This window comes from Ancylobacter sp. TS-1 (genome assembly GCF_009223885.1).
In the GTDB taxonomy this organism is placed as follows: domain Bacteria; phylum Pseudomonadota; class Alphaproteobacteria; order Rhizobiales; family Xanthobacteraceae; genus Ancylobacter.
The window spans coordinates 2,896,540-2,920,873 of the sequence record NZ_CP045144.1; the positions used below are offsets into that span (position 1 = coordinate 2,896,540).

Genomic DNA, 24,334 nt, shown 5'->3' on the forward strand with positions numbered 1-24,334 from the left:
CCTTCACCATGGGTGCCGTGGTGCCGAAGGCGTTGCGGCGGCGCCACAGTGCGGCGGACACGTGCCCCGGCAGGCGGCGCGCGACGGCCGTCGCGCCTTGACAAGGCGGGGCCTACGCAGCGCATCGTAAAAATGTCACGAGCGATGGAAACCTCGATGCCCTTCCGTTCTGTCCGCCTGCCCGCCGCGTTCGTCGTCGCCGGCTTCCTGGCGCCGCTGGCGCCGGCTTCGGCCGACACGCTGTCGGCGGTCGAGGCGCAGCGCTTCGTGATGGGCCGCACCTTCTCCTATGCCTGCTATGAGGGCACGGTCGGCTCCGGCCGCATCATGCCGGACGGCTCGGTGGCCGGGACGGTACAGATGCGCGGCAAGGGCAATGCCCGCTACGTGACGCTGCCGGCCGGCACCATCTTGGTGCGCGGCGAGAAGGTCTGCGCCAAGCTCAAGGGCATGGCGTTCCAGCCCTGCTTCGAGATCGAGAAAACCAGCGACGTCAGCTTCCGCGGCAATCTCGCCGGTGCCGACCGCCTGTGGTGCGAGTTCAAGCGCGGCGGCAGCGGCCGCACGCGCCTGGCCGAGCGCGCCGCCCCTGCCCGTCCCGCCCGCACCGAGACGGCGCAGGTCGAGACCCGGGCGCTGCCGTCCGATGCGGTGGAGACCCGCCCGCTCGACCTCCTGCCGGCCGACGACGCCCGCTGATCGCGTTCGCGTTGCCATCCTCTCCGGCGCTCCCGCCCGTGCGACGTCCGGGCCAGTTTCGATTGCATTCACGCAATATCGTTTGATCGATATCGTCTATCGCGTTGCGTCAGCCGCCGCGCTACCTCGTGGGTCATGACGGGCCGGGTTGCTCCCCGGTCCCCACGCAACCCCGATCCCACGAGACCTGCCATGATCGATTCCCGCTCCGCTCCCTACGGCGTCTTCCTCCTGCGCGTCGCGCTCGGCGCCATGTGGATTTCTCACGCGCTGCTGAAATATGTCGTCTTCAGCATTCCCGGCTTCGCCGGCTATCTCGGCAGCCTCGGCCTGCCGGAAGGCCTCGCCTGGCCGATCTTCCTGGCCGAACTGACCGGCGGCGTGCTGATCCTGCTCGGCGTCTATGCCCGCCATGTCGCCCTGCTGCTGATCCCGGTCATGGCGGCGGCGATGAGCGTGCACATCCCGAATGGCTGGCTGTTCTCGGTCACCGGCGGCGGCTGGGAATACCCCGCCTTCCTGATCGTCGCCTCCTTCGCGCTCTGGCTGATCGGCGACGGCGCCTTCGCGCTTCGCTCGCGCCCGCTGTTCTTCGTCGGCCGCCCCTCGGTCGCCTGAACACCCCGTCCGCAATGAAAAAGGGGCAGGTCCGGCCGGACCTGCCCCTTTCCGTATTTGTCGGACGGGCGGCGGAAACTAGCCGCCATTGCCCTGCTTGGCGGCGTCCTGCGTCTTGTCGACCGCCGCCTTCTGCGGCTCGGCGGGCGTCACGGCCTCGGTCTTCTGCACCTCGGCCTTGCCAGCCTTCACGCGCTCGGCCTCGTCGAGACCGACGGCGATCTTGCGTTCGATGTCGGCGAGCTCGTCCGGCTCGGGCTTCAGGTCGCGCGCATGGCTCCACTTGAAGCGGGCCTCGAGCTTGCGTCCGACCTTCCAGTAGGCGTCGCCGAGATGGTCGTTGATGACTGCCTCGTTAGGCTTGAGCTCGACCGCGCGCTCAAGCTCGCGCACGGCGTCGTCATAATGGCCGGTGCGGTAATAGGCCCAGCCGAGGCTGTCGATGAAGAAGCCGTCATCGGGGCGCAGCGACACCGCCTTGCGGATCATGTCGGTGCCCTGGTCGAGATTCACGCCCTGGTCGATCCAGCTATAGCCGAGATAGTTCAGCACGTGCGGCTGGTCGGGCTTGAGCGCCAGCGCCTTTTCGAGATCGGCTTCCGACTTGTCCCACTGCTTGGTGCGCTCGTAGCAGGTGCCGCGGAAGTAATAGAGCATCCAGTCGGAGGCGGCCGGCGTCTGCAGCTGGTCGATCGCCTTGGTGTAGACGAGCGCCGCCTCGGCGAATTTCTCGTTCGAGCGCAGCACGTCGCCCAGCGCCATGATCGAGCGCTGGTCCGTCGGGTTGTCGGCGACCACCTTCTCCAGCGTGGCCCGGGCCTCGTCGAACTTGCCGACGGCGTCGAGGTTCAGCGCGCGCTGCACATCGGCGTTGATCTTGAAGGGCGAGCCGGCCGGCACCTGCTCGTAGAGCGCGATGGCGTCGTCGTGCCGCTTCATCGATTCGAACAGGTCGGCCAGCGTGATGTCGATCAGCGCGTGCGAGGGGTCCAGCCAGCGGCCGAGCTGGAGATAGACGAGGGCGAGATCCTCGCCGCCCTGGCGGCCGAGCGCGGCGCCGATGGAATAGAGCGCCTCGGCGGCGCCGGCGGCCGGCGTCGTCACCAGCGGAGGCAGCGTCTTGCCGGCCTTGAGCTGGTCGATCGAGCGCGTCACCAGCGGATCGTTGGGCACCAGCCGGTTGAACGCCTCGAAGGTCTCGATGGCGACATCCTTGCCGGCGTTGCGCGAGGCCCAGCGGGCATAGCCGTCGACCACGCGCAGGGTGCGCGGGTCGATCTTGAGCGCGCCTTCCAGCCGCTGGCCAGCTTCCTTCTTCACGCCGGCGGCGTCGAGGATGAGGCCGGCGTGGAAATCCTTGAAGCCGGCATACCATTCCGGACCCTGCAGCGCGTCGATGGCGGCGACGCCGGCGCGGGCATTGCCGGAGCCGAACTGGCTCCAGGCGGTGAGCAGCGTCGAGTTCAGCTCGGCAATGGCGCCCTGGCCGGATCGGCGCAGATTGCTGCGGGCGGTGACATACTGCTTGGACTTGATCGCCTTCACGCCGAGCACCAGCCGGGCCAGCGTGTGCTCGGGATCGATGCGGACGATGCGCTGGGCGAGGTCGACGGCCTCGTCGATGGAGCCTTCCGCCAGCAGGGTCAGGAAGGCCCGCTCCAGCAGCTCGCCGCTGCGCGGGAAGATGCGCACCAGCTCGCGGTAATAGGCAGCGGCGGCGCCGGTATCGCGCTCGGCGATGGCGAGGCGGGCGGCGAGATAATTGCCGGCCGGCGCGGAACGGGCGATGAACTCCGCCGGAGGCGCGTCCGCCAGCACAGGCGATGCCGAGCCCAGCGCGGCGAGCGTTGCGAGAATGGCCGCTCCCGGCCGCAGCGACAAGCGTCGGAACGTCAAGTGTTGAACCTCCTGCGGCAAGCCGCGCGGCACCACGTTGCCGTGGCGGGCGGCTTTGGCCTCTCTGGCAGATTGGTCCTTTTTAGCCGCCCCTGCAATAACGAGAGGCTAATGCGGACCGGACCCCACAGGGTCCAGCGGCCACATTTTCAGACGCGTCGGCCAAGAATAAGGCCGAGAAGCGCCGCACCCGCCGCGATCGCGATCACGCTCGAGGCACTGGGAGCCGGCGCGGCGCCGGGCGCGGCTCCCGGAGGCACCGCTGCCGGGTTGCCCGCCGCCGGCGGCGCCCCGGGCGGCATCGCCCCGAACGCGCCGAACGCGCCATAGCCGCGCGCTGGCCGCCGGCGGGTGCGCAGCAGCGCCGCCAGCAGGAAGATCAGGCCGATCAGCAGGGTGAAGGCGGCGATCACGAGGGCGGCCGTCACCGGGTCGTAGCGCTCCGCCAGCAGCAGATAGATGCCGACGAGGCTGGCGAGCAGCGACACGCCGACCAGCAGTAGGCCGATGGCGAACAGCAGCGCCGTGGTCGCGGCCCGGCGCGCGGTGTGACGCAGCTCGGCGCCGACAAGTGCCAGCAGGAGACGGAACATCAACGGCCCCGCGACAGCAGGCCGAACACGAAGCCGACGCCCAGCGCCGCGAGCACCGCGCCATAGGGATTGCGCTCGATGGTGGCGCCGAGATCGCCGCCCAGCGCCTGCGCCCGCCCCTTCGCGTCCTCATAGACCGCATAGCCTTCTTCCGCGAGGCTGGCGGCGGCGGCTTCCGCGCGGGCCGCGCCGGCGCGCACGCGGCTGGTGACCGCCTCGGCGGCGGCGTCGCCCTCGGCCTTGGCGATGGCGGTAAGCGTCTCGGTCAGCTTGGCGACGTCGGCCCGCAGCGTGGCGAGGTCCTCGGACAGCTTGGCGAAGTCTTCCTGGGCGTTCGGCTGGGCCATTTAGGTGCTCCTGAATCGGGCGGGGTGACGCTCGCCCCATCAACGCGGGCGCCGTTACCGAAGTTCCGTCCAGCTTAAGCGGTATTCAGAGCCGCCGGAACTCGTAATATCCCGGCCGTCGGCCCTCGCGAAACGCCTTCGCCTCGTAGCGTGTGCCCGGCCAGCCCTCCCAGGGCAGCCGCCAGTCGTCGGCGCGCTCGGCGGTCCAGGCGAAGCGCGGGTCGGCGAGCAGCAGGCGCAGCGTCCAGGCGGCATAGTGCTCGATGTCGGTGGCGAAGCGGAAGCGCCCGCCCGGCGCCAGCAGGCGGGCGAAGCGGTCGATATTGTCGGCCTGCACGAAGCGGCGCTTCCAGTGCCGGCGCTTCGGCCAGGGATCGGGATAGAGCAGGTCGATGCGGTCGAGCCCGCCTTCGGGCAGGCGGTCGAGCAGCGGCACCACGTCGTCGCCATGAATGCGCACATTCGAGAGATGGCGCTCGGCGATCGCGGCGGTGGCGGTGGCGATGCCGTTCAGGAAGGCTTCGGCGCCGATATAGCCGATATCGGGATGGCGGGCGGCCTCGTGCACCAGATGCTCGCCGCCGCCAAAGCCGATCTCCAGCCGCACCGCCCGCACCGGATGCGGGAACAGCTTCGCGAGCGGGCGCCCGTCGAGCGTACCGGGGTCGATGGCGAGCTGGGGCAGGTCGTCGGCGAGATGGGCAGCCTGTCCGACACGCAGCTTCTTGCCCTTGCGGCGCCCGTAAAAGGCCGCGCCGCGCGGGTCGCGTGCGCTGTCCTCATGGGGCCGGCCGTCGCGTGCGTCGCGGGGCTCGTGGGGATCGTCGGCGCTCATGCAGTCACTCGGAAACGGAACGGGGCGGACCTGTCGGCCCGCCCCGCATAATCAGACTGCGCGCCCGGCGCAATGGCCGGCGCGCGCGGGTGCGCCCGCTCAGAACGCCGACTTGAGGGCGTCCACGAGGTCGGTGCGCTCCCAGGAGAAGCCACCATCGGCATCCGGCACGCGGCCGAAATGGCCATAGGCGGAGGAGCGCGCATAGATCGGCTTGTTGAGGTCGAGATGCTCGCGAATGCCGCGCGGGCGCAGGTTCATCACCTCGCGCAGCACGGCTTCGAGCTTGGCTTCCTCGACCTTGCCGGTGTCGTAGAGGTCGACATAGACCGCCAGCGGGTCGGACACGCCGATGGCGTAGGCGAGCTGGATGGTGCAGCGGTCGGCGAGATCGGCGGCCACGACGTTCTTGGCGAGGTAGCGCGCGGCATAGGCGGCCGAGCGGTCGACCTTGGTCGGGTCCTTGCCGGAGAAGGCGCCGCCGCCATGCGGGGCCGCGCCGCCATAGGTGTCGACGATGATCTTGCGGCCGGTGAGGCCGCAGTCGCCGTCCGGCCCGCCGATGACGAACTTGCCGGTCGGGTTCACGTGCCAGACGGTCGCCGGCGTGATCCAGCCTTCCGGCAGCGCCTGCCGGATATAGGGCTCGACGATGGCGCGCACGTCGGAGGAGGAGAGGTCGGGGTCGAGATGCTGGGTCGAGAGCACGACCTGCGTCACCTCGACCGGCTTGCCGCCCTCATAGCGCACCGTGACCTGGCTCTTGGCGTCCGGGCCGAGCACCTTGGCCTCGCCGGAGTGGCGGGCATCGGCGAGGATCTTGAGGATCTTGTGCGCGTAGTAGATCGGAGCCGGCATCAGCTCCGGGGTCTCGCGGCAGGCATAGCCGAACATGATGCCCTGGTCGCCGGCACCCTCGTCCTTGTTGCCGGCGGAATCGACGCCCTGGGCGATGTCGGCCGACTGCGCGTGCAGCAGCACGTCGACCTGCGCCTTCTCCCAGTGGAAGCCGTCCTGCTCGTAGCCGATCTCCTTGATGGCGCCCCGGGCCAGCTCGGTGATCAGTTCCTTGGTAATCTGCGCCGGGCCGCGCGTCTCGCCGGCGATCACCACGCGGTTGGTGGTGGCCAGCGTCTCCGCCGCGACGCGCAGGTTGGACGGATCCCAGCCATGCTGCGGGCCCAGGCGGAAGAAGGCATCCACGATCTCGTCCGAGATACGGTCGCAGACCTTGTCCGGGTGGCCTTCGGAAACGGATTCGCTGGTGAACAGATAGGCTTGGCGGGACACGCGTCGGCTCCTCGATTCTGGACCGGTACGTGACGGGATGACCGGCCGCGCATCTTTTGCAACTGCGCCCGGAGCGGTCAAGGTTTTAGCGGCGGAATCGTTCGGAAAAAAGAACGATCCGCCGGTCGCCCGCCTAGGCGGCGGGGGTCTCCTCGGCCAGCGCCTCGACGAGATCGACGATGCGGCGGCGCACCTTGCTGTCGGCGATCTTGAGGAAGGCGCGGGTAAGGGCGAGGCCCTCGGAGGAGGCGAGAAAGTCGGAGACATAGGCGGGGGAGGCATCCTCCGCGAAGCCGCCGGTGACGCCGCTCAGATTGGGGGCGCCCTCGAAGAAGAACGACACCGGCACGGCGAGCACCTGCGAGATGTGCTGCAGGCGGCTGGCGCCTATCCGGTTGGTGCCCTTCTCGTATTTCTGGATTTGCTGGAAGGTGATTCCCAGGTTCTCGCCGAGCTTTTCCTGGCTCATGCCAATCATCATGCGGCGCATCCGCACCCGACTGCCCACATGCTTGTCGATCGGATTGGGCGACTTCGTCGTCATCGGCTTCCCCAGACTGCAAACAAAAAAATACCTCCCTCCCCCGATCAGGAGGAGAGAAGCAGCGCCCGAGCCCATGTGCAGTCTAGGCAAAGCCGGTCTTATCGTCGATCAATTACAGCGTGCATATCTCGCCGACGCAGCACGATTGCGGCGATTGCGAGGACCAGCATCAGAAACCAAGGTATCTTATTGCCGTAAGTGGCATAAAGGGTCGCAGGCAGCGGCTCGGGAAGCGCGCCGTCGAGTACCCCTTTTACACCCAGGGGTAGCATTCCGACGATTCGTCCGACCGGGTCCACGATGGCGGAAATGCCATTGTTGGTGACGCGAATCAGGGGCAGTCCTTGCTCGACCGCCCGCAGCCGGGCCTGCTCGAAATGCTGGTAGGGGCCCGGCGTCTGGCCGAACCAGGCGTCGTTGGAGACGTTGAGCAGGAAGCCCGGACGCGGCGCGCCGGGGGCCGCGGCCGGCATCATTTCGTCGGGCAAGATCGCCTCGTAGCAGATCAGCGGCACCGCCGGCGGCAGGCCGGGAATGGCCAGCAGCGCGCGGGTAGGCGCCGCCGCGAAGCCGCCGCGCTGGCGGGTGAGCGATTCCAGCCCGAGCGATTCGAGCGTTTCCTGAAACGGCAGATATTCGCCGAAAGGAACGAGGTGCACCTTGTCGGCATTCCCCCGCAGCGTCGCGGTCGAATCGAACACGCGCAGGCTGTTGAAGACATCGGGGCGGGCGCGTCCGGGCACCGGCTCGCCGCGCGCCGCGCCGGTGACGAGGATGGTTCCCGGCGGCAGCATGGCGGCGAGGCGGCTGAGCGCCTCCGGCTCGTGATCGATGAGGAAGGGGAAGGCCGATTCGGGCCAGAACAGGTGGGTCACGCCGGCAAGGCCGCCCTGGCTTTCGCTGGTCGCGACATACAGGTCCATGACCGAGCGGCGCGCGTCGTAGCGGAACTTCTGGTCCTGCGGCAGGTCGGGCTGCATCAGCCGCAGCCGCGCGCCGGCGACGGTGCCGACCTCGGTCGTCGCCAGCCGGTACTGGCCCCAGCCCCACATCCCCGCCAGCACCGCGACGGCAAGCATCAGCGGACCGTGCCGGCGCCCCGCCGGGGCGGCGTCGAACAGCGCCGCCGGGCTCGCCAGCGCCGCCAGCGTGACGACGCACAGGCCGGGCAGGCCAATCACCGCCGCCGCCTGCGCGAAGCGCAGATCGGTGGCGAGCGCATAGCCGAAATCGTTCCAGGGAAAGCCGGTCAGCAGCGTCCCGCGCAGCCACTCGGCCACCGTGAGGGCGAGGGCGAGGAAGAGCAGGCGCGCCGGCCCGGGCGACCACGCCAGCCGCGCCAGCGCGCAGCCGAGCCCGGTATAGAGCGCCAGATAGGCCGGCAGGCCGATCACCGCGAAGGGCATCAGCCACAGGAAGGCGTCGGCCTGCACGAGGAACGCCATGCCGATCCACCACAGGCCGGCGACGAAATAGCCCATGCCGAACAGCCAGCCGGCGGCGAAGGCCGCCGCCAGCGCCCGGCGCGGCGGCAGCTCCCGCGTGGCGTCGATCAGGAACACCAGCACCGGCAAGGTGAGGGCCAGCACCGGCCACAGCCCGAAGGGCGGCAGGGCGAAGGCCGAGAGCGCGCCGGCGACCAGCGCGGCGAGCGCGCGCCAGAGAGCGGGCGTGCCGTGCAGGGACGCGGGGGTCAGCATGCGGGGGCGAACCCGGCCCGCCGGCCCCGCGCCGCGCGCGCCGGCTCAGGCGGCATCGGAACCATGCGCCCGGCCGGAACGGTTCTTGTCGCGGCCCTGCTCGGCGGGCGGGGGCAGGCTGCTGCTGGCCGGCCGCGCCTGCGGCGCGCGATCGCTCGCCGTCACACCCTTGCCGGCCTCCCCCTCGCCGCGTCCGGGCGTGAGGCGCAGCCGCTTGACCCGGCGCGGGTCGGCGTCGAGCACCTCGATCTCGAAATTGCCGGGGCCGAGCACGATCTCGCCGCGCACCGGCACGCGGCCGGCGAGGGTGACGAGCAGGCCGCCCAGCGTGTCGACCTCCTCGGCCTCCTCGCCCAGCGCGAAGGCGGGATCGACCAGCTCGGCCACGTCCTCGAGGCTGGCGCGCGCATCGGCGATGAAGCTGCCGTCGGCCTGCCGGGCGATGGCCGGGGTCTCGTCCTCGTCGTGCTCGTCCTCGATGTCGCCGACGATCTCCTCGACGAGGTCCTCCATCGAGACGATGCCGTCGGTGCCGCCATATTCGTCGATGACCAGCGCCAGATGGATGCGGCTCGCCTGCATGCTGGCCAGGAGCTCGATGGACGGCATGGAGGGCGGCACGAAGAGCAGCCGGCGGATCAGCTTGGCCGTGCTCAGCGGCGTGCCGAGGTCGATGGCCTTGAGGTTGAAGGCCAGCGCGGGCTTGGCGCTGCGAGTCTCGCTCGTCTTGCCGCCGGCGGAGGCTTCGGCCTCGGTGGTCTGCGCCTCGCCGCCGGTCGCGCGGGCGGCGCCGGCGCGCGGCGTCATGGCGCGCTGGGTGAGATGGGTGACGAGATCGCGGATGTGGACCATGCCGACCGGGTCGTCGAGCGTGTCGTCATAGACCACGAGGCGGGAATGGCCGGCATCGGCGAAGACCGTGAGAAGCTCGCCGAGCGGGATGTCCTTCTGCACCGCGATGATGTCGGCGCGCGGCACCATCAGGTCGCCGATGCGCAGCTCGCGCAGCTCGAGGATGCCCTTGAGCATCGAGCGCTCGGTCGCGGTCAGGTCAGCGCCAGCTTCGCTGCTGGTGGAGGAGAGGACCTCGGCGAGATCGGTGCGCAGCGAGCCTGTGGAACGCCAGCCGCCGATCAAGTGGCGCAGGCGGTCGAGAATGCCGGCGCGGGGCTCCGTGGAGCGGGCGTCGGCCGTGCTTCGCTGCCCGGCGCTGGACGAGCTGCTACTCGCCGAACTGCCGGAGGGGTCCTCGCCACCGCTGGAGGGGGAGGACGAAGGGGAAACGGGGTCGGACATCACTTCTTCAGTCAGGTTGCGGAACGGGTTCGGTTTCGGAATAGGGGTCGGGCACGCCCAGACCGGCGAGGACGCGTCGTTCCATCGCCTCCATCTCCTCGGCCTCTTCCGCGACCTCGTGGTCGTAGCCGAGCAGATGCAGAGTACCATGGACGGCGAGATGCGCGAGATGGTCGGCGAAGGGCTTGCCTTCCTCGCGCGCCTCCCTCTCCAGCGTCTCATAGGCGATGGCGATGTCGCCGAGATGGGGATCGCCGCCGGCGCGCGCCACTTCGGGGGTCGGGAAGGACAGCACGTTGGTGGCGTAGTCCTTGCCGCGCCAGTCGCGGTTCAGCGCGCGGATGGCGTCGTCGTCGGCGAGCTTCACCGCGATCTCGGCGCCCTCGATATCGATCTCGTACTCGCTCAGCGCACCCGCGCAGGCGGCGAGCACCGCCCGCCGCACGAGGCCGTCCGCGTCTGGAATGCCTGCCCAGGGGCCGGCCTCGACGAGGACGTCGACCTCGACCGTACTGCCACCGTCGCTCATCGCGGCGGCGCCTCGGCGGCGGCCTCGCGCGCCCGGGCAGCGGCGGCCGCCTTGCCGTCATAGGCGGCGACGATGCGCCCGACCAGTTCGTGGCGCACGACGTCGGCGGCGTGGAAATGGCACACGTCGACGCCTTCGACGTTCTTGAGCAGCCCGACCGCCTCGGCCAGCCCCGAGGTCTGGCCCGGCGGCAGGTCGATCTGGCTCGGGTCGCCGGTGATGATCATGTGCGAGTTCTCGCCCAGGCGGGTGAGGAACATCTTCATCTGCATCGAAGTGGTGTTCTGCGCCTCGTCGAGGATGACGCAGGCATTGGCCAGCGTGCGCCCGCGCATGAAGGCGAGCGGGGCGATCTCGATCTCGCCGGAGGTGAGTGCGCGCTCGACGAAGGCGCGGTCCATCAGGTCGTGCAGCGCGTCGTAGATCGGGCGCAGATAGGGGTCGACCTTCTCCTTCATGTCGCCGGGCAGGAAGCCGAGCCGCTCGCCCGCCTCCACCGCCGGGCGGGAGAGGATGATCCGGTCGACGACGCGCCGCTCCAGCAGGTGCACGGCATAGGCGACGGCCAGCCAGGTCTTGCCAGTGCCGGCCGGGCCGACGCCGAACACCAGGGTCTGGCGCTTGAGCGCGCGGATATAGGCGTCCTGCGCGGCGGTGCGCGCGCGCACCGGGCGCCGGCGGAGCTGGATCTCGTCGAAGCTCTGCTTCTTGGTCGCCGGGTCGAACTCGAACAGGATTCCCTGCGTGGCGGCCTCGCGCAGCACGCCCTCGACATCGCCGGCCACCAGCTCGCCGCCCTTCTTCAGGCGGGCATAGAGCGTTTCGAGCACGTGGCGGGCCTGCTCGCAGGCCTCGCGCGGGCCTTCCAGCGTGACATGGTTGCCGCGCTGCTCGGCGACGATCTCGAGCCGCCGCTCGATCAGGGCGAGGTTCTGCCCGTAATGGCCGAAGAGCTGGCTGGCCAGACGGTTGTCGTCGAAGGCGAGCACGATCTGGCTGACCTCGTCATCCGTCTCGATCCAGCGCGCGGCGGGAGGGCGGGTGGCGGGCGGCGCGGCCGGCGCCGTGGCCGGCGCGGCCGGGGGGCGGGGTGATCCGGCGGGCGTGCCCGCGCGGGCGGCAACCAAGGCACGTTCCGTATCAGATCCACCTCGACGCACGCTCACGCCTCCAGCTTCTCGCCAAAACTTTCGCCAAAACTTTCGCCAAAACTTTCGCCAAGTCTCTCGCCGAGCATTTCGCTCTGCCCGATCAAACGCGATTCTCCCGCCGGGCGCGCGGAGAAAAACTCTCCCCCGAGTATGTCGCCCGCAAGACTCTTGGTGCTCACATCCCGGATCTCAACCCGCGCCAGCGTGCCGATGGCCTCGCGCGGGGCCTCGACGACCACCGACTGGAGGTAGGGGGAGCGGCCGATGAGCTGGCCGGGGAAGCGCCCGGGCTTCTCCAGCAATATGTCGAAACGCTTGCCACGGCAGGCTTCGTCGAAGGCCGCCTTCTGCCGGTCGAGCAGGGCCTGCAGCGCGTGGATGCGGGACGATTTCACATCCTCGGGAAGCTGCGCCTCCATGCCCGCCGCCGGGGTGCCGGGGCGCGAGGAATATTTGAACGAGAAGGCGGAGGCGAAGCCGACCTTTTCCACAAGGTCCATCGTGTCGGCGAAATCCTCGTCCGTTTCGCCGGGGAAGCCGACGATGAAGTCCGAGGAAAAGGCGATGTCGGGCCGCGCCGCGCGCACCCGCTCGACGATCTCGAAGAACAGCTCGCGGTCGTGCTTGCGGTTCATCGCGGCGAGGATGCGGTTGGAGCCGGACTGAACGGGCAGGTGCAGATAGGGCATCAGCGCCGGCATGTCGCGATGGGCGGCGATCAGCTCGTCATCCATGTCGCGCGGATGGCTGGTGGTGTAGCGCACGCGGGCAATGCCCGGGACGTCGGCGACGCGGCGCACCAACTCGGCGAGATTGGCGGTGCCCCCGGCCGCGTCGGCGCCGTGATAGGCGTTGACGTTCTGGCCGATCAGCGTCACCTCGCGCACCCCGCCCTCGGCGAGGCGGACCACTTCGTCGAGGATTTTCGCCAGCGCGCGCGAGACCTCGGCGCCGCGGGTATAGGGCACGACGCAGAAGGTGCAGAACTTGTCGCAGCCTTCCTGCACGGTGACGAAGGCGGTGGGGCCGCGCTTGGCGATGGCCGCGCGCGTCGGCGGGGGCAGGAAGTCGAACTTGTCCTCGACCGGGAACTCGGTCTCGACGATGCCGGCGCGCCGGTTGCCGCCGCGCCGCTCGGCGTCGGCGATCAGCTCGGGCAGCTTGTGGTAGCTCTGCGGGCCGACCACGAGGTCGACGGCGCGAGCGCGCTTGATGATCTCGGCGCCCTCGGCCTGCGCCACGCAGCCGGCGACCGCCACCATCTGCCGGCGGCCGGCCTCCTCCTGCGCCTTGCGCAGCCTTCCCAGCTCCGAATAGACCTTCTCGGCGGCCTTTTCGCGGATGTGGCAGGTGTTGAGGATGACGAGATCGGCGTCGTCCGGCGTGTCGGTCTCGACATAGCCTTCTTTGGCCAGCGTGTCCGTCATGCGCTGGGCGTCATAGACGTTCATCTGGCAGCCGAAGGAGCGGACGTAAAGCTTGCGCGGTTCACTCATTGCGTATCGATCGACCCGGCCATGGCTTCATGCCTGAAGGTCCGGCCCATTCCCTTCGAATTCCGAGCGCGAGCCATCTGCGCCCCGTCACAGGCGCCCTCGCATATCGCTGCTCGTTCGCAGGTCGAGATCGTCTACGTCTCCGCGGATGACACCTATTGGTCCTGTTTAGCCGGATTCCCCGAAAAAGGGAATGCGGCGCGCGGCGATGAACCCCCGTCCGCGCACGTTCCGCCGGTGTTTTCCCGTGCGACGGTGCCGGGCGAGGGCGGGCGCGGCGGTCGTTCAGCCCGGCCGGCCGGTGAGCGCGGCGGCCAGCATGGCGCGCACGGCGCGCTCGGCCTCCAGCGTCGCCGCCTTGCGCCCGCCGGGCGGCAGCGGCGCGCCGAAATGCAGCTCGACATCGACGCCCCCGCGCCGCAGCACCGCCATGAGATGCGGGGCGAGGTCCATATCGCCATACCAGGCCAGCAGGGGCCGGCGCGCCCGCCCGGCCGGCAGGCCGCCGAGGCCGACATAGGCGATGGCGAGCGGCTGGATCGTGGCGCCGTCCGTCCCCTCCGCGCCCATGCTCTGGCGCGCGGCGCCGATCAGCGCCGAGCGGAAGGGCAGCACCCGGTTGCCGTCGCTCGACGTGCCCTCGGCGAACAGCACCACCGGGTCGCCGTCGTTCATCCGCGCCGCCATCTCGCCGGCGACCTTGCCGGTGGCGCTGCGCGAGGTGCGGTCGACGAAGATGGTGCGCTGGAGCCTCGCCAGCAGCCCGATTCCGGGCCAGCCGGCGACCTCGCTCTTGGCGACGAAGCACAGCGGCAGGCGCGAGCCGAGCACGGGAATGTCGAGCCACGACACATGGTTGGAGACGATCAGCAGCGGGCGCGCCGGCGAGGGCGTCCCGACCATCCGCACCCGCACCCCGACCAGCGCCAGCACGATGCGGTGATAGAGCCGGGGAATGGTGCGCCGGGCCGGCAGGCCCAGCGTGACGCAGAGCCATTGCAGCGGAATGCCGATGAGCGTCACCAGCACGACCGGCACCATCACCAGCCATGCCCGCACGGTCTCAGTCCTTCTCGGACGCGGGGACGGCCGCGGGATCTGCCGGCTTCGCCTTGTCGAGCGGCACGCCGTACAGTTCCAGCCGGTGGCCGACGAGGCGATAGCCGAGCTTGCGGGCGATCTCTTCCTGAAGGTGTTCGATCTCCTCGGAGCGGAACTCGACCACGGTGCCGTTGCGCAGGTCGATCAGGTGGTCGTGGTGCTCGTCCGGCACCGGCTCGTAGCGCGAGCGCCCGTCACGGAAATCGTGGCGCTCGATGATGCCGGCATCCTCGAACAGCTTCACCGTGCGGTAGACGGTGGAGATGGAGATGCGGTCGTCCACCGTGACCGCGCGCCGGTGCAGTTCCTCGACGTCGGGATGGTCCTGCGCGTCGGCGATGATGCGCGCGATCACGCGCCGCTGGTCGGTCATGCGCAGACCCAGCGTCACGCAGGCTTCCTCGATCGCGGTCAGCTTCTCGCTCATGCTCGGGTCCGCATCCTTCGGCCATCCAACCCTTTCCCGCCTTATGGCGCAGGGTACCGGGCGAGGGCAATGGTCTCGCGCGCAATCGCCCCTGTCAGGCGATGTCGCGCCGCATGGCGATCGCCGCCACCGGCTCGCCGGCCGGTCCGCGATAATAGCCGGGGCGGCGGCCGATCTCGTGGAAGCCGGCCCGCGCATAGAGGCGCAGCGCCGGCATGTTGCCGGCCTCGACCTCCAGGAACACGGTGCGGAAACCTTCCGCCGCCAACGTCCCGAAGGCGGCCTCCAGCAGCCGCCGGGCGATGCCTTCGCCGCGCCGGGCGATGCTCACCGCGATGGACAGGATCTCGGTCTCCGGCGACACGCCGCTGAGCAGGATGAAGCCGAGCGCCGCGCCGCCCGGTCCGTCGGTCGCCACCAGGCAGCGGGTCAGGCGGTTAGCCAGCAGGCGGTCGAACTCCGCCCCGTCCCAGCCGAGCCGGAAGGCGCCCGCATGCAGCGCCGCCAGCGCGCCGGCATCGCCCGTGCGGGCGGGGCGCAGCGCGACCGGCCGGCGGCGCAGCCCGAGCCGGGCGAGCAGCCGGCCGAGATAACCGGCCGTCATCGCCGGGCGATCCGCCCGCCGGTCTGCGGCTTGGCGTCGGCCTCGCGCAGATAGAGCGGGCGGGCCTCCGAGCGCGCCGGGTCGGCGACGCCGGCCAGCCGCGCCAGCCACACCGGGTCCGGCGTCAGGTCGCCCAGCAGGACGATGGGCGCGCGCTCGCCCGAGGGCCAGGCGTCGGCGATCAGCGGCGCCCCCGAGCCGACGAGCCGCACCGGCCCGTTGGCGACCGAGCGGGCGGCATCGCGCACCGGCATGGCGCGCGGGCTCACCAGCACGCGGCCGGCGGCGCCGATCACCTGGAGGTAGACATTGCCGTGCCGGGCATCGATGGCGGCGGCGACAGGCACGCTGTCGTCGCGCGCCAGCAGCGGCGCGGCCAGCACGGCGAGGGTGGAGAGGCCGATGACCGGCTTGCCGGTGGCGAGGCCGAAGGCGCGCGCGGCGGAGATGCCGACCCGCAGCCCGGTGAAGCTGCCGGGGCCGACGGTGACGGCGAAGGCGTCGATGTCGGAGATGCTCAGCCCCGCCTCGTCGAGCAGGCGCGCCACCATCGGGATCAGCGCCTCGGCATGGCCGCGCACCATCGGCTCGCGCAGCACCGCCAGCGTCGTGTCGGCGCCGGTGTCGTGCAGCGCCGCCGAACAGGCCTCAAGTGCGGTGTCGATGGCGAGAATCAGCATGAACAGTTCCGCGCGGGCGCCCACCCTGCGCCCGTGCGCCGAGAAGGATAAGGGGGCCGGGGCGTCGTCCCCGGCCGGGTCGGCGTCAGACCGGGCGCACTTCCACCACGTCGGGCACGAAATGGCGCAGCAGGTTCTCGATGCCGTTCTTCAGCGTCGCGGTGGAGGAGGGGCAGCCCGAGCACGAGCCCTTCATGGCGAGGAACACCACGCCGTCCTTGTAGCCACGGAAGGTGATGTCGCCACCGTCATTGGCGACCGCCGGGCGCACGCGGGTGTCGATAAGCTCGCGGATGGTGTCGACCACGTCGGCATCCTTGGCCTCGAAGAAGGCGTCGTCGGCGACATGCTCGTGGTCCTCGGGCAGCAGCGGCAGGCCGGAGACGAAATGCTCCATGATGGCGCCGAGGATGGCAGGCTTGAGATGCGCCCACTCGCCCTTCTCCTTCGTCACGGTGACGAAATCGGAGCCGAAGAACACGCCGGAGACGCCGGGCACCTCGAACAGGCGGGCGGCGAGCGGCGAGCGGCCGGCCTCGTCCGCGTCGCGGGCCTCGAAGGTGCCGTGGCCGAGCACGGAGCGGCCGGGCAGGAACTTCAGCGTGGCGGGGTTGGGGGTGGGCTCGGTCTGGATGAACATCGTAGGTCTCCTTGCCAACCGGGGTTCAAGGCCACGGCGACGGGGGAATTTGCAATTTAGATAAGCTCTCCGGGGGCGATGGGGAAGAGGCCGGAGCGTCGCGCCGCCGGCTTTGTCGGTATTGCTCCCGCCCGGCCGCTCCTCAGGCGAGCGCGTCGATCTCGGCGTCGGTCAGGCCGCCGGGAACGATGGTGACGGGGATGTGCAGGCCGGCCCAGACGCCCTTGGCCAGCGAGGCGATGAGGGGGCCGGGCCCCTCGCCGCCGGTGCCGGCGGCCAGCACGAGGATGGCGATGTCCTCGTCGGCCTCGATCACCCTGAGGATCGCGGCGGCCAGATCGCCCTCGCGCAGCACGCATTCGGGCTCGCGGGCGCCGGTGCCGGAGATGGCGCGTGCCCGGGCGGCAAGCTGGTCGAGCCGCGCTTCGGCCGCATCGGTGGCTTCCGCCCGCATCAGTTCGGCGACACCCAGCCACTGGCTCGACGCGTCGGCAAGCTCCAGCACGCCGAGCAGCACCACGCCGCCATGGGTGCGCGCGGCGCGGCGGGCGGCGTAATAGAGCGCGCGGTCGCCTTCCGGCGTGCCGTCGGCGACGACGAGGAACTTGCGGTAATGGCCGGGTTCGTGGCTCTGGCGCCTGCGCGACATCGGTCTGCCTGGGTCGTTCTCGGCCGCCGGCGAACCATCGCTCCCGCGGCGCCCTCCTTCTAGCACAGCCGTCCTGCCCGGTGCAGGGCCGCGCGCGGCGCCCGCCCGTTCCGGCGCCGCGTGCCGCCCGGAAGTTGTTGCGGCCGCCGGCAATATGCTAAAGTTGCAACCACGGGTCCGGTCGGCGAAGGCGGCATGGTGTGCCGTCGGCGGGACGACAGGGAAACCATCCTCGCGAGGGGACGCCATGGGATTTGCGACCTGTCTGCCCCGGCGGGCGGATCCTGTCTCGGATGCGCTCGCGCATGAAGTGGTCCGCGCGGGCGTCGATCGCGTGCTGCACATGGTGCGGCACCATCTCGGCATGGATGTCGCCTTCATCGCCCGCTTCCGCCGCCGCTTCCGCGTGTTCGAGCATGTCGACGCCGAGGGCGAGGCGCCGATTTCCCGCGGGCAGGCGCTGTCGCTGGAGGAAGGCTACTGCCTCAAGGTGGTGCGCGGCGAATTGCCGAACTGCATCCCCGACACCTCCGTTCTGCCGGCGGCGCTGGCCATCCCTGCCACGCATGACGTTCCGATCGGCGCCCATCTCAGCGTGCCGATCCGCCTTCCCGGCGGGCTCGTCTACGGCACGCTGTGCTGCTTCAGCCACCGGAGCGACCCTTCGCTGGGCGAGCGCGAGATGCGGGTCATGAACGCCTTCGCCGACGTGATCGCCGCCCGCGTCGAGGAGGCGCGGCTCGCCGGCCGGGAGCGGCGGCAGGAGGTGCGCGAACTGCGCCTCGCCCTGTCCTCGGGCGCGCCGCGCATGGTGTTCCAGCCGATCCACGCGGTCGGCTGCGGGCGCATGGAGGGCGTGGAATCGCTCGCGCGCTTCGACCGGACGCCCGGGCGCGGGCCGGACGTCTGGTTCGACATGGCGCGGCGGGTGGGGCTCGACCACGCGCTCGAAATGCAGGCGGTGGTCAATGCGCTGCCGGCACTGGACCGGCTGCCGCCGCCGACCTTCCTCGGCATCAACGTTTCGCCGGGCCTCATCCTGTCCGGCCGGCTGCTGCCGCTGCTGGAGACGGTCGACCCCTCGCGCATCATGCTTGAGGTCACGGAACACGCGACCGTGGGCGATTACACGGCGCTGCTGGCCGCCCTCGCGCCGCTGCGCCGGCACGGGCTGCGCCTCGCCGTGGACGATGCCGGCGCCGGCTTCGCTTCCATGCGGCACATCCTCGATCTCGGCCCGAACATGATCAAGCTCGACATGAGCCTCACGCGCGACATCGATTCCGATCCGCGCCGCCGGGCGCTGGCGAAGGGGCTGATCGCCTTCGCGCACGAGGTCGGCTCGTCGATCACCGCCGAGGGCGTGGAGACCCGCGACGAATACGAGATGCTGCGCGATCTCGGCGTCGATCTGGTGCAGGGCTATTACCTGCACCAGATCGACGCTGCTCGAGGAGGTCGCCGGCCGGCTCGGCTGATGCCTCAGCGCACGAAGCCGACAATGTCCTTCACATGCGCCATGGTCTGGTCGGCGAGGATGCGGGCGCGGGCGGCGCCGTCGCGCAGGATGGCGTCGATATGCTCCGGGTCGGCCACCAGGCGTTTCATCTCGGCGCCGATCGGCCCGAGCTTCGTCACCGACAGGTCGACCAGCGCCGCCTTGAAGGTGGAGAACTGGCCACCGCCGAATTCGGCGAGCACGGTTTCCTTCGGCACTTCCGCCAGCGCGGCATAGATGCCGACGAGGTTCTCCGCCTCCGGCCGGCCCTTCAGCCCCTCCGCCTCGGAGGGCAGCGGCTCGGGATCGGTCTTGGCCTTGCGGATCTTCGAGGCGACGGTGTCGGCATCGTCGGTGAGGTTGATGCGCGAGAGGTCGGAGGGGTCCGATTTCGACATCTTCTTGGCGCCGTCGCGCAGGCTCATCACCCGGGCCGCCGGGCCGCCGATCAGCGGCTCGGGCTGGGGGAAGAACGCCTCGCCCAGCCCATGGGCGGCGATGGACGGGCCGAAGTCGTTGTTGAACTTCTGCGCGATGTCGCGGGCCAGTTCCAGATGCTGCTTCTGGTCCTCGCCGACCGGCACATGGGTGGCGCGGTAGAGCAGGATGTCGGCGGCCATCAGGCTGGGATAGGCGTAGAGGCCGACCGAGGCGTTCTCGCGGTCCTTGCCGGCCTTCTCCTTGAACTGGGTCATGCGGTTGAGCCAGCCGAGCCGCGCCACGCAGTTGAACACCCAGGCAAGCTCGGCATGGCCGGAGACCTGGCTCTGGTTGAACACGATGTGGCGCGTGGGATCGATGCCCGAGGCGATGAAGGCGGCCGTGACCTCGCGGATGCAGCGCTTCAGCTCCACCGGGTCCTGCCAGACCGTGATGGCGTGCAGGTCGACGACGCAATAGAGGCAGTCGTGGCTCTCCTGCAGCGCCACGAAGCGCTGGATGGCGCCGAGATAATTGCCGAGATGCAGGTTTCCGGTCGGCTGGACACCGGAAAACACGAGCTGCCGAAATGCCATGTCGGAATGTCCTGTGGTCTGCGTCCTGCGGTGCGCGTGCCCCTTGCGCGCGGGGCGCTATGGCACGCCTCGCCCGGCGCCGCAACTGCGGCTGCCCCGTTACCGCCGCAGGCCCGCGCGCAGCGCGGCGGGGGCGATGCCGCCGAAGGCGCGGGCGGCCCCGGCATAGACGCCGATGCCGAGCACGACGAGGCCGGCGAGCGTGCCCGCGCCGGCCAGTCCGCCGGCCGCCAGCAGCCCCTGCGCCGCGCTCTGGCCGAGCCCGACCGCGAGCGCCATGGCGAGCGCGGCGAGGCCGAGCCCGGCAAGGCGCCGCCGGCTGGCCGCCGGCACCGCCAGCAGCCCGCGCCGGGACAGCCCGACAAGGAGCCCGGCGACCGTGATGAGGCTGGAGACCAGCACGCCGAGCGCCGCCCCCGCCATGCCGAGCGGCGCCACCGCGAGGAAGCCTGCCGCCGCGCCGGCCGGCAGCGCCGCGAGCCCGGCAAGGCCGACCAGCCGGCCGAGGCCGTTGGCGAAGGCGATGGCGATCAGGATCTTCTCCAGCGCCTGCACCGGCAGGGTCAGCGCCAGCAGGGCGAGGGCGGCGGCGGTGAGTTCGCTGGCCGCCGGGTCGAAGGCGCCGCGCTGGAACAGCACCACCACGATGGGATGGGCGAGCACGGCGAGGCCGAGCGCCGCCGGCAGGGAGAGCGCCAGCGCCGCCTCGATGCCACCGGCCCCCAGCTTCTCGCCTCCTTTTGCCGCCAGCGCCGGCAGCAGCACCGCGCCCGCGCTCGCCCCTATAAGGCCGAGCGGCAGCTCCACCAGCCGGGTGGCATAGAATAGCGCCGCGACACCGCCAGCCATGCCGGAGGCGGCGGCGGCGGCGATCAGGAAGCGCAACTGCGGCAGGGCGGCGGCGAACAGGGTCGGCGCGGCGGCGGCGAGCATCGGCAGCGCCGCCTTGAGGTCCGCCCCGCCGACGCGCAGGCGGAAGAAGCCGCGCGGCACGGCGAGGAGGTTCAGCGTGAACTGGGTGAGCGCGCCCGCCACCGCGCCGGCCGCCAGCCAGGCGAGCGCCGCCTCGACGTTCATCGCATGCGCGCCGGCGAGCCAGAGCATCAGCAGCAGCGCCAGCACCGCAACATTGGCGGCGGCCGGCGCCATGGCGGGGCGGGCGAAGCGGCCGGCGGCATTGGCGAAGGCGGCCAGCACACCGGCGAGCAGCGCCAGCGGGATCGCCACCACCGAGAGCCGCCCGGCCAGCACCGCGCCGGCCGCGCGCGGGCCCTCGTCCGGGAAGCCGGGGGCGAGCAGCGCCACCATCTGCGGCATCAGCACGAACAGCGCCGCCGACAGCGCCAGCGCCGCCAGCGCGAACAGGATCAGCGCCGCGCCGGCGCGGGCCGGGCGCTCGTCGCCGGCCGGCGCCAGTCCCGGCAGGACGGCGGCGTTGAGCGCGCCCTCGCCGAGCAACCGGCGGGCGATCTGCGGCAGAGCGAGGCCGGCGACCGAGGCGTCCGCCACCACCCCGGTGCCGAACAGCGCCGCCACCCCGGCGTCCCGCGCGAAGCCGAGCACGCGCGAGGCGAGGGTGAGCAGGGCGACGGTGGAAGCGTGGCGGAGAAGGGCCATGCGCCAGCAATAAGCGGCCGGCGCGGGAAGGGAAAGGCGGATCGGTCTTTGCCCCCTCATGGCCGGGCTTGACCCGGCCACCCGGACTTGGACCGAGTGCCAGCGGCAAGGCTGGGCCCCCGGATTACGCCCGGGGATGAGGGCGGCGGAATGTGCGGCCGCAGGCCCCCGTGCCCCCCGCCTGCACCTTCGCCTGCGCCCCGTCTTCCTGAGGTGCCGCCGCAGGCGGCCTCGAAGGATGGGATCGCGGATGCGCCCGCTGCTTCTGCTCCGACGCTCCCTGGGCCCCCTCGCGTCCCTCCTTCGAGGCCCGGCCGCTGGCCGGGCACCTCAGGATGACGTTCCGGACGTGAGCCGCGTCGCACCCCGCGGCGGCGTTGCGGTATGGGCGCCCGTCTGCTACCGGCAGAGCCGCCTTCCTTCCCGCCCGAAACGACAGGGACAAGCGCCCATGACCGCCCAGCAGCTCGATGTGATCGGCTTCGGCAACGCCATCGTCGACGTGATCTCCCGCGCCGAGGAGGCGTTCCTCGACCGCCACGACATGCGCAAGGGCGGCATGACGCTGATCGACGAGGCGCGCGCCGAGGCGGTCTATGCCGCCATGGGGCCGGGCGTGGAGATTTCCGGCGGCTCGGCCGCCAACACCATGGTCGGCGTCGCCGCGCTCGGCGGGCGCTCGGGCTTCGCCGGCAAGGTGCGCGACGACGAGCTTGGCGGCATCTTCGCCCATGACATCCGCGCCGCCGGCGTCGCCTACGCCACCCCGCCCGCCGCGTCGGGCCCGGCTACGGCGCGCTGCCTGATCCTCGTCACCCCGGATGGCGAGCGCACGATGAACACCTTCCTCGGCGCGGCGCAGGACCTGTCCCCGGCCGATGTCGACGAGGCGATGGTAACGAGCGCCGCCGTGACCTATCTGGAAGGCTATCTCTGGGACCCGCCGGCGGCCAAGGAAGCCTTCCTCAAGGCGGCCGGCATCGCCCACAAGGCCGGGCGCACCGTCGCGCTCACCTTGTCGGACGCCTTCTGCGTCGGGCGCTACCGGGCCGAGTTCCTCGACCTGATCCGCAACGGCACGGTCGATCTGGTCTTCGCCAATGAGGCCGAGCTGTCCTCACTCTACGAGACCGGCTTCGACGAGGCGCTGGCACGGCTGCGCACCGATGCGCGCCGGGCGGTCGTCACCCGCAGCGAGAAGGGCGCATTGTGCGTGGCGGGCGAGGAGATCGTGACGGTGTCCGCCTTCCCGGTCGTCCGGGTGGTCGACACGACGGGCGCGGGCGACCTGTTTGCCGCCGGCTTCCTGCACGGCTTCGCGCGCGGCTTCACGGCGGAGGAGAGTTTGAAGCTCGGCGCGCTGGCAGCGTCCGAGATCATCGGCCATATCGGCGCCCGGCCGGAGCGCAAGCTGAAGGAATTCGCGCTGGAGCACGGCCTCAGGGTCTGAGCCGGCACAAAAAAGAACAGGCCGGCATAACCGGCCTGCCGAGGTGAGGGCCATTCTGCGCCGTCGAGGGGAGAAGCCTTCGCGACCTCTTCCGCCTCGGGACGCAATCGCGTGTCGGTCAGATCTCGTCGCCGCTGTCGAACCAGCCGCCGCCGAAGAAGCCGCCATCGTCCGCCGCGCCGATGTCCTGCGCACCGAGATCCTGATCGGCCGCGCCCGAGTCCTGAGCGCTGGCATCCTGGGCGCTGGCATCGGCGGCGGGTTCGGCCGGCGCCTCGGCGGCCTTGGCCTCGCTGCCACCGAACATGCCGGCAATGGCGCTTCCGAGCAGCACGCCGCCGGCGACACCCATCGCGGTCTGCGCCGCGCCGGCCAGAAAGCCGCCGCCACCACCGCCGAAGCCCGGGCGGCCGAAGCCGCCGGGCTGGCCCGGCTGCATCCCCGGCTGGTTCCCGAACGGACCCGCCTGCGGCGCCCCGGCGACGGGCGCGCCCGTGCGCCAGGCCGGCGAGGCATCGGCCGGGATCGCGTTCGCCGGAGCCCCGCCCGCCGCGCGCGGCATGGAGGGCACCGGGCTGCGCCGGGCCGGGGGCTGTCCGGAGCCGAACAGGCCGCCGAACAGCCCGCCGCCGCCTGCGGGACGGGCCTCCTGCTCCTGCGCCTGCCGGGCTTCCTCGGCCTGCCGCTCCAGCTCCTCGATGCGGGCCTGCGCCTGCTGCAGCGCGTAGTCCTGCATCACGATGGTCTGCGCCATCAGATAGGGCGCCGCCGGCTGGCCGGCGATCCGCTCGGCGATGAAGCCTTCCGCCTGCGGGTCGCGCGGACCCGACAGGCGCTCGGCCTCGGCGAGCTTGGCGAACAGGCCGTCAATGGCCTGGCGATCCTGGTCGTTCATGGCTGGGTTTCCCTGGCGATTATTCGCCTCACTCCCGCTCGCCGGTGAAATTCAGCAGAAGCTGGAAGATGTTGATGAAGTTCAGGTAGAGCGAGAAGGCGCCGAACACGGCGAGCTTCTGCTGGGATTCGGCGTCGAAATTGTCGGCGTACTGCTCCTTGATCGACTGCGTGTCCCAGGCGGTCAGGCCGACGAAGACGAGGATGCCGGCCACCGAGACGATGAACTGGAGCATCGTCGAGCCGAGGAAGATGTTCACCACGCTGGCGATCACCACGCCGATCAGGCCCATGATCAGGAACGAGCCGAACTGCGAGAGGTCGCGCTTGGTCGTGTAGCCGTATAGGCTGGTGGCGCCGAACATGGTCGCGGCGATGAAGAAGGTGCGCGCGATCGAGGTGCCGGTGAAGACGAGGAAGATGGAGGCCATGGACAGGCCCATCACCGCGCAGAACGCCCAGAACATCGTCTGCGCCGCACTGCCCGACATCGACTGCATGCGGAACGAGAAGAACAGCACGAAGGCGAGCGGGGCCAGCATCACCACCCATTTCAGCGGGGTGGAGAAGATCGGCACGTAGAGCGCCGGCGTGGTGCCGACGACAAAGGCGACGACGCCGGTCAGCACGAGGCCGAGCGCCATGTAGTTGTAGACGCGCAGCATGTGGCGGCGCAGGCCCTCGTCATAGACGGCCCGGTCGATGCCGCGGGCGCCGGTCTGCCACTGGAAGCCGGAATTCGGCGTGTTCATGTCAGTCTCCCT

Annotated in this window: 24 protein-coding genes and 1 pseudogene; 4 read left to right on the plus strand and 21 right to left on the minus strand. The window is 70.7% G+C overall.

Going from position 1 to position 24,334, the window contains the following annotated elements; all coding sequences use genetic code 11:
- Positions 1-156 precede the first annotated feature (156 nt).
- Positions 157-699: a hypothetical protein gene (locus tag GBB76_RS13590; RefSeq protein ID WP_152303798.1), complete on the plus strand. Its 543-nt coding sequence runs from the start codon at positions 157-159 to the stop codon at positions 697-699.
- A 192-nt stretch (positions 700-891) separates the two neighbouring features.
- A complete protein-coding gene (locus GBB76_RS13595) occupies positions 892-1,317 on the plus strand; it encodes a DoxX family protein (protein WP_152303799.1) in 426 nt (141 codons plus the stop codon).
- 78 nt (positions 1,318-1,395) lie between these two features.
- Here GBB76_RS13595 and GBB76_RS13600 read toward each other — a convergent pair whose 3' ends face one another.
- The 17 genes from GBB76_RS13600 to GBB76_RS13680 all read right to left on the minus strand — a co-directional run bounded on the left by GBB76_RS13600 (position 1,396) and on the right by GBB76_RS13680 (position 17,095).
- The gene (locus GBB76_RS13600) at positions 1,396-3,213 is read right to left on the minus strand and encodes a tetratricopeptide repeat protein (protein ID WP_246668924.1); all 1,818 of its coding nucleotides are present in this window, start codon (positions 3,211-3,213) and stop codon (positions 1,396-1,398) included.
- 149 nt (positions 3,214-3,362) lie between these two features.
- Complete coding sequence (locus GBB76_RS13605; RefSeq protein ID WP_152303800.1) at positions 3,363-3,806, minus strand: phage holin family protein; 444 nt, start codon at positions 3,804-3,806, stop codon at positions 3,363-3,365.
- Positions 3,806-4,153, minus strand: a complete 348-nt coding sequence (locus GBB76_RS13610; protein WP_152303801.1) for a hypothetical protein — start codon at positions 4,151-4,153, stop codon at positions 3,806-3,808. Before GBB76_RS13610 ends, GBB76_RS13605 begins: the two co-directional genes overlap by 1 nt.
- A gap of 85 nt (positions 4,154-4,238) precedes the next feature.
- Positions 4,239-4,988: a tRNA (guanosine(46)-N(7))-methyltransferase TrmB gene (locus tag GBB76_RS13615; protein WP_152303802.1), complete on the minus strand. Its 750-nt coding sequence runs from the start codon at positions 4,986-4,988 to the stop codon at positions 4,239-4,241.
- Between the two features lie 99 nt (positions 4,989-5,087).
- Positions 5,088-6,278 carry a methionine adenosyltransferase gene (gene metK, locus GBB76_RS13620; RefSeq protein ID WP_152303803.1) on the minus strand — a complete coding sequence of 397 codons (1,191 nt, stop codon included), beginning with the start codon at positions 6,276-6,278 and terminating at the stop codon, positions 5,088-5,090.
- 133 nt (positions 6,279-6,411) lie between these two features.
- Positions 6,412-6,822, minus strand: coding sequence for a helix-turn-helix domain-containing protein (locus GBB76_RS13625; RefSeq protein ID WP_152303804.1), 411 nt, complete (start codon positions 6,820-6,822; stop codon positions 6,412-6,414).
- Between the two features lie 98 nt (positions 6,823-6,920).
- Positions 6,921-8,522, minus strand: a complete 1,602-nt coding sequence (gene lnt / locus GBB76_RS13630) for an apolipoprotein N-acyltransferase (protein WP_152303805.1) — start codon at positions 8,520-8,522, stop codon at positions 6,921-6,923.
- A gap of 45 nt (positions 8,523-8,567) precedes the next feature.
- Positions 8,568-9,818, minus strand: coding sequence for a hemolysin family protein (locus GBB76_RS13635; protein WP_152303806.1), 1,251 nt, complete (start codon positions 9,816-9,818; stop codon positions 8,568-8,570).
- A gap of 7 nt (positions 9,819-9,825) precedes the next feature.
- On the minus strand, positions 9,826-10,347 hold the full coding sequence (ybeY, locus tag GBB76_RS13640) for an rRNA maturation RNase YbeY (RefSeq protein WP_152303807.1): 522 nt from the start codon (positions 10,345-10,347) through the stop codon (positions 9,826-9,828).
- On the minus strand, positions 10,344-11,474 hold the full coding sequence (locus GBB76_RS13645; protein WP_371716946.1) for a PhoH family protein: 1,131 nt from the start codon (positions 11,472-11,474) through the stop codon (positions 10,344-10,346). Before GBB76_RS13645 ends, ybeY begins: the two co-directional genes overlap by 4 nt.
- Positions 11,475-11,509: 35 nt before the next feature.
- Positions 11,510-12,994 (minus strand): tRNA (N6-isopentenyl adenosine(37)-C2)-methylthiotransferase MiaB, encoded by a 1,485-nt coding sequence (miaB, locus tag GBB76_RS13650; protein WP_246668925.1) that lies wholly within the window; start codon positions 12,992-12,994, stop codon positions 11,510-11,512.
- A gap of 285 nt (positions 12,995-13,279) precedes the next feature.
- Positions 13,280-14,053: a 1-acyl-sn-glycerol-3-phosphate acyltransferase gene (locus GBB76_RS13655; protein WP_152303808.1), complete on the minus strand. Its 774-nt coding sequence runs from the start codon at positions 14,051-14,053 to the stop codon at positions 13,280-13,282.
- A 4-nt stretch (positions 14,054-14,057) separates the two neighbouring features.
- Positions 14,058-14,522 carry a Fur family transcriptional regulator gene (locus GBB76_RS13660; RefSeq protein WP_152303809.1) on the minus strand — a complete coding sequence of 155 codons (465 nt, stop codon included), beginning with the start codon at positions 14,520-14,522 and terminating at the stop codon, positions 14,058-14,060.
- Between the two features lie 94 nt (positions 14,523-14,616).
- Entirely contained in the window at positions 14,617-15,126 is a 510-nt protein-coding gene (locus GBB76_RS13665; RefSeq protein WP_152303810.1) for a GNAT family N-acetyltransferase, read from the minus strand.
- Positions 15,123-15,806: a tRNA (adenosine(37)-N6)-threonylcarbamoyltransferase complex dimerization subunit type 1 TsaB gene (gene tsaB, locus GBB76_RS13670; protein WP_152303811.1), complete on the minus strand. Its 684-nt coding sequence runs from the start codon at positions 15,804-15,806 to the stop codon at positions 15,123-15,125. The genes GBB76_RS13665 and tsaB overlap by 4 nt, the downstream gene beginning before the upstream one ends.
- A gap of 85 nt (positions 15,807-15,891) precedes the next feature.
- Positions 15,892-16,446 carry a NifU family protein gene (locus GBB76_RS13675; RefSeq protein WP_152303812.1) on the minus strand — a complete coding sequence of 185 codons (555 nt, stop codon included), beginning with the start codon at positions 16,444-16,446 and terminating at the stop codon, positions 15,892-15,894.
- Positions 16,447-16,588: 142 nt separating this feature from the next.
- Positions 16,589-17,095 carry a universal stress protein gene (locus tag GBB76_RS13680; RefSeq protein ID WP_152303813.1) on the minus strand — a complete coding sequence of 169 codons (507 nt, stop codon included), beginning with the start codon at positions 17,093-17,095 and terminating at the stop codon, positions 16,589-16,591.
- A gap of 247 nt (positions 17,096-17,342) precedes the next feature.
- On the opposite strand from GBB76_RS13680, the pseudogene GBB76_RS13685 reads away from it, so the two are divergent.
- Positions 17,343-18,515, plus strand: a pseudogene (locus GBB76_RS13685) (EAL domain-containing protein); the annotation flags it as partial.
- A gap of 62 nt (positions 18,516-18,577) precedes the next feature.
- Here the strand turns inward: GBB76_RS13685 and trpS are convergent.
- Together trpS and GBB76_RS13695 are read right to left on the minus strand one after the other, a co-directional pair.
- On the minus strand, positions 18,578-19,609 hold the full coding sequence (trpS, locus tag GBB76_RS13690) for a tryptophan--tRNA ligase (RefSeq protein WP_152303814.1): 1,032 nt from the start codon (positions 19,607-19,609) through the stop codon (positions 18,578-18,580).
- 99 nt (positions 19,610-19,708) lie between these two features.
- The gene (locus GBB76_RS13695; protein WP_152303815.1) at positions 19,709-21,226 is read right to left on the minus strand and encodes a lipid II flippase MurJ; all 1,518 of its coding nucleotides are present in this window, start codon (positions 21,224-21,226) and stop codon (positions 19,709-19,711) included.
- A 451-nt stretch (positions 21,227-21,677) separates the two neighbouring features.
- Between GBB76_RS13695 and GBB76_RS13700 the strand changes: the two genes are divergently transcribed.
- Complete coding sequence (locus GBB76_RS13700) at positions 21,678-22,676, plus strand: adenosine kinase (protein ID WP_152303816.1); 999 nt, start codon at positions 21,678-21,680, stop codon at positions 22,674-22,676.
- Between the two features lie 118 nt (positions 22,677-22,794).
- Here GBB76_RS13700 and GBB76_RS13705 read toward each other — a convergent pair whose 3' ends face one another.
- Together GBB76_RS13705 and GBB76_RS13710 are read right to left on the minus strand one after the other, a co-directional pair.
- Entirely contained in the window at positions 22,795-23,571 is a 777-nt protein-coding gene (locus GBB76_RS13705; RefSeq protein ID WP_152303817.1) for a DUF2076 domain-containing protein, read from the minus strand.
- A gap of 28 nt (positions 23,572-23,599) precedes the next feature.
- Complete coding sequence (locus GBB76_RS13710; RefSeq protein ID WP_152303818.1) at positions 23,600-24,322, minus strand: Bax inhibitor-1/YccA family protein; 723 nt, start codon at positions 24,320-24,322, stop codon at positions 23,600-23,602.
- Positions 24,323-24,334: the final 12 nt, after the last annotated feature.

Coding starts and splice junctions, on each gene's coding strand:
- GBB76_RS13590 (WP_152303798.1), top strand. CDS start 157: ATGCCCTTCCGTTCTGTCCGCCTGCCCGCCGCGTTCGTCGTCGCCGGC.
- GBB76_RS13595 (WP_152303799.1), top strand. CDS start 892: ATGATCGATTCCCGCTCCGCTCCCTACGGCGTCTTCCTCCTGCGCGTC.
- GBB76_RS13605 (WP_152303800.1), bottom strand. CDS start 3,806: ATGTTCCGTCTCCTGCTGGCACTTGTCGGCGCCGAGCTGCGTCACACC.
- GBB76_RS13610 (WP_152303801.1), bottom strand. CDS start 4,153: ATGGCCCAGCCGAACGCCCAGGAAGACTTCGCCAAGCTGTCCGAGGAC.
- GBB76_RS13615 (WP_152303802.1), bottom strand. CDS start 4,988: ATGAGCGCCGACGATCCCCACGAGCCCCGCGACGCACGCGACGGCCGG.
- GBB76_RS13625 (WP_152303804.1), bottom strand. CDS start 6,822: ATGACGACGAAGTCGCCCAATCCGATCGACAAGCATGTGGGCAGTCGG.
- lnt (WP_152303805.1), bottom strand. CDS start 8,522: ATGCTGACCCCCGCGTCCCTGCACGGCACGCCCGCTCTCTGGCGCGCG.
- GBB76_RS13635 (WP_152303806.1), bottom strand. CDS start 9,818: ATGTCCGACCCCGTTTCCCCTTCGTCCTCCCCCTCCAGCGGTGGCGAG.
- ybeY (WP_152303807.1), bottom strand. CDS start 10,347: ATGAGCGACGGTGGCAGTACGGTCGAGGTCGACGTCCTCGTCGAGGCC.
- miaB (WP_246668925.1), bottom strand. CDS start 12,994: ATGAGTGAACCGCGCAAGCTTTACGTCCGCTCCTTCGGCTGCCAGATG.
- GBB76_RS13660 (WP_152303809.1), bottom strand. CDS start 14,522: ATGAGCGAGAAGCTGACCGCGATCGAGGAAGCCTGCGTGACGCTGGGT.
- GBB76_RS13665 (WP_152303810.1), bottom strand. CDS start 15,126: ATGACGGCCGGTTATCTCGGCCGGCTGCTCGCCCGGCTCGGGCTGCGC.
- tsaB (WP_152303811.1), bottom strand. CDS start 15,806: ATGCTGATTCTCGCCATCGACACCGCACTTGAGGCCTGTTCGGCGGCG.
- GBB76_RS13675 (WP_152303812.1), bottom strand. CDS start 16,446: ATGTTCATCCAGACCGAGCCCACCCCCAACCCCGCCACGCTGAAGTTC.
- GBB76_RS13680 (WP_152303813.1), bottom strand. CDS start 17,095: ATGTCGCGCAGGCGCCAGAGCCACGAACCCGGCCATTACCGCAAGTTC.
- trpS (WP_152303814.1), bottom strand. CDS start 19,609: ATGGCATTTCGGCAGCTCGTGTTTTCCGGTGTCCAGCCGACCGGAAAC.
- GBB76_RS13695 (WP_152303815.1), bottom strand. CDS start 21,226: ATGGCCCTTCTCCGCCACGCTTCCACCGTCGCCCTGCTCACCCTCGCC.
- GBB76_RS13700 (WP_152303816.1), top strand. CDS start 21,678: ATGACCGCCCAGCAGCTCGATGTGATCGGCTTCGGCAACGCCATCGTC.
- GBB76_RS13705 (WP_152303817.1), bottom strand. CDS start 23,571: ATGAACGACCAGGATCGCCAGGCCATTGACGGCCTGTTCGCCAAGCTC.
- GBB76_RS13710 (WP_152303818.1), bottom strand. CDS start 24,322: ATGAACACGCCGAATTCCGGCTTCCAGTGGCAGACCGGCGCCCGCGGC.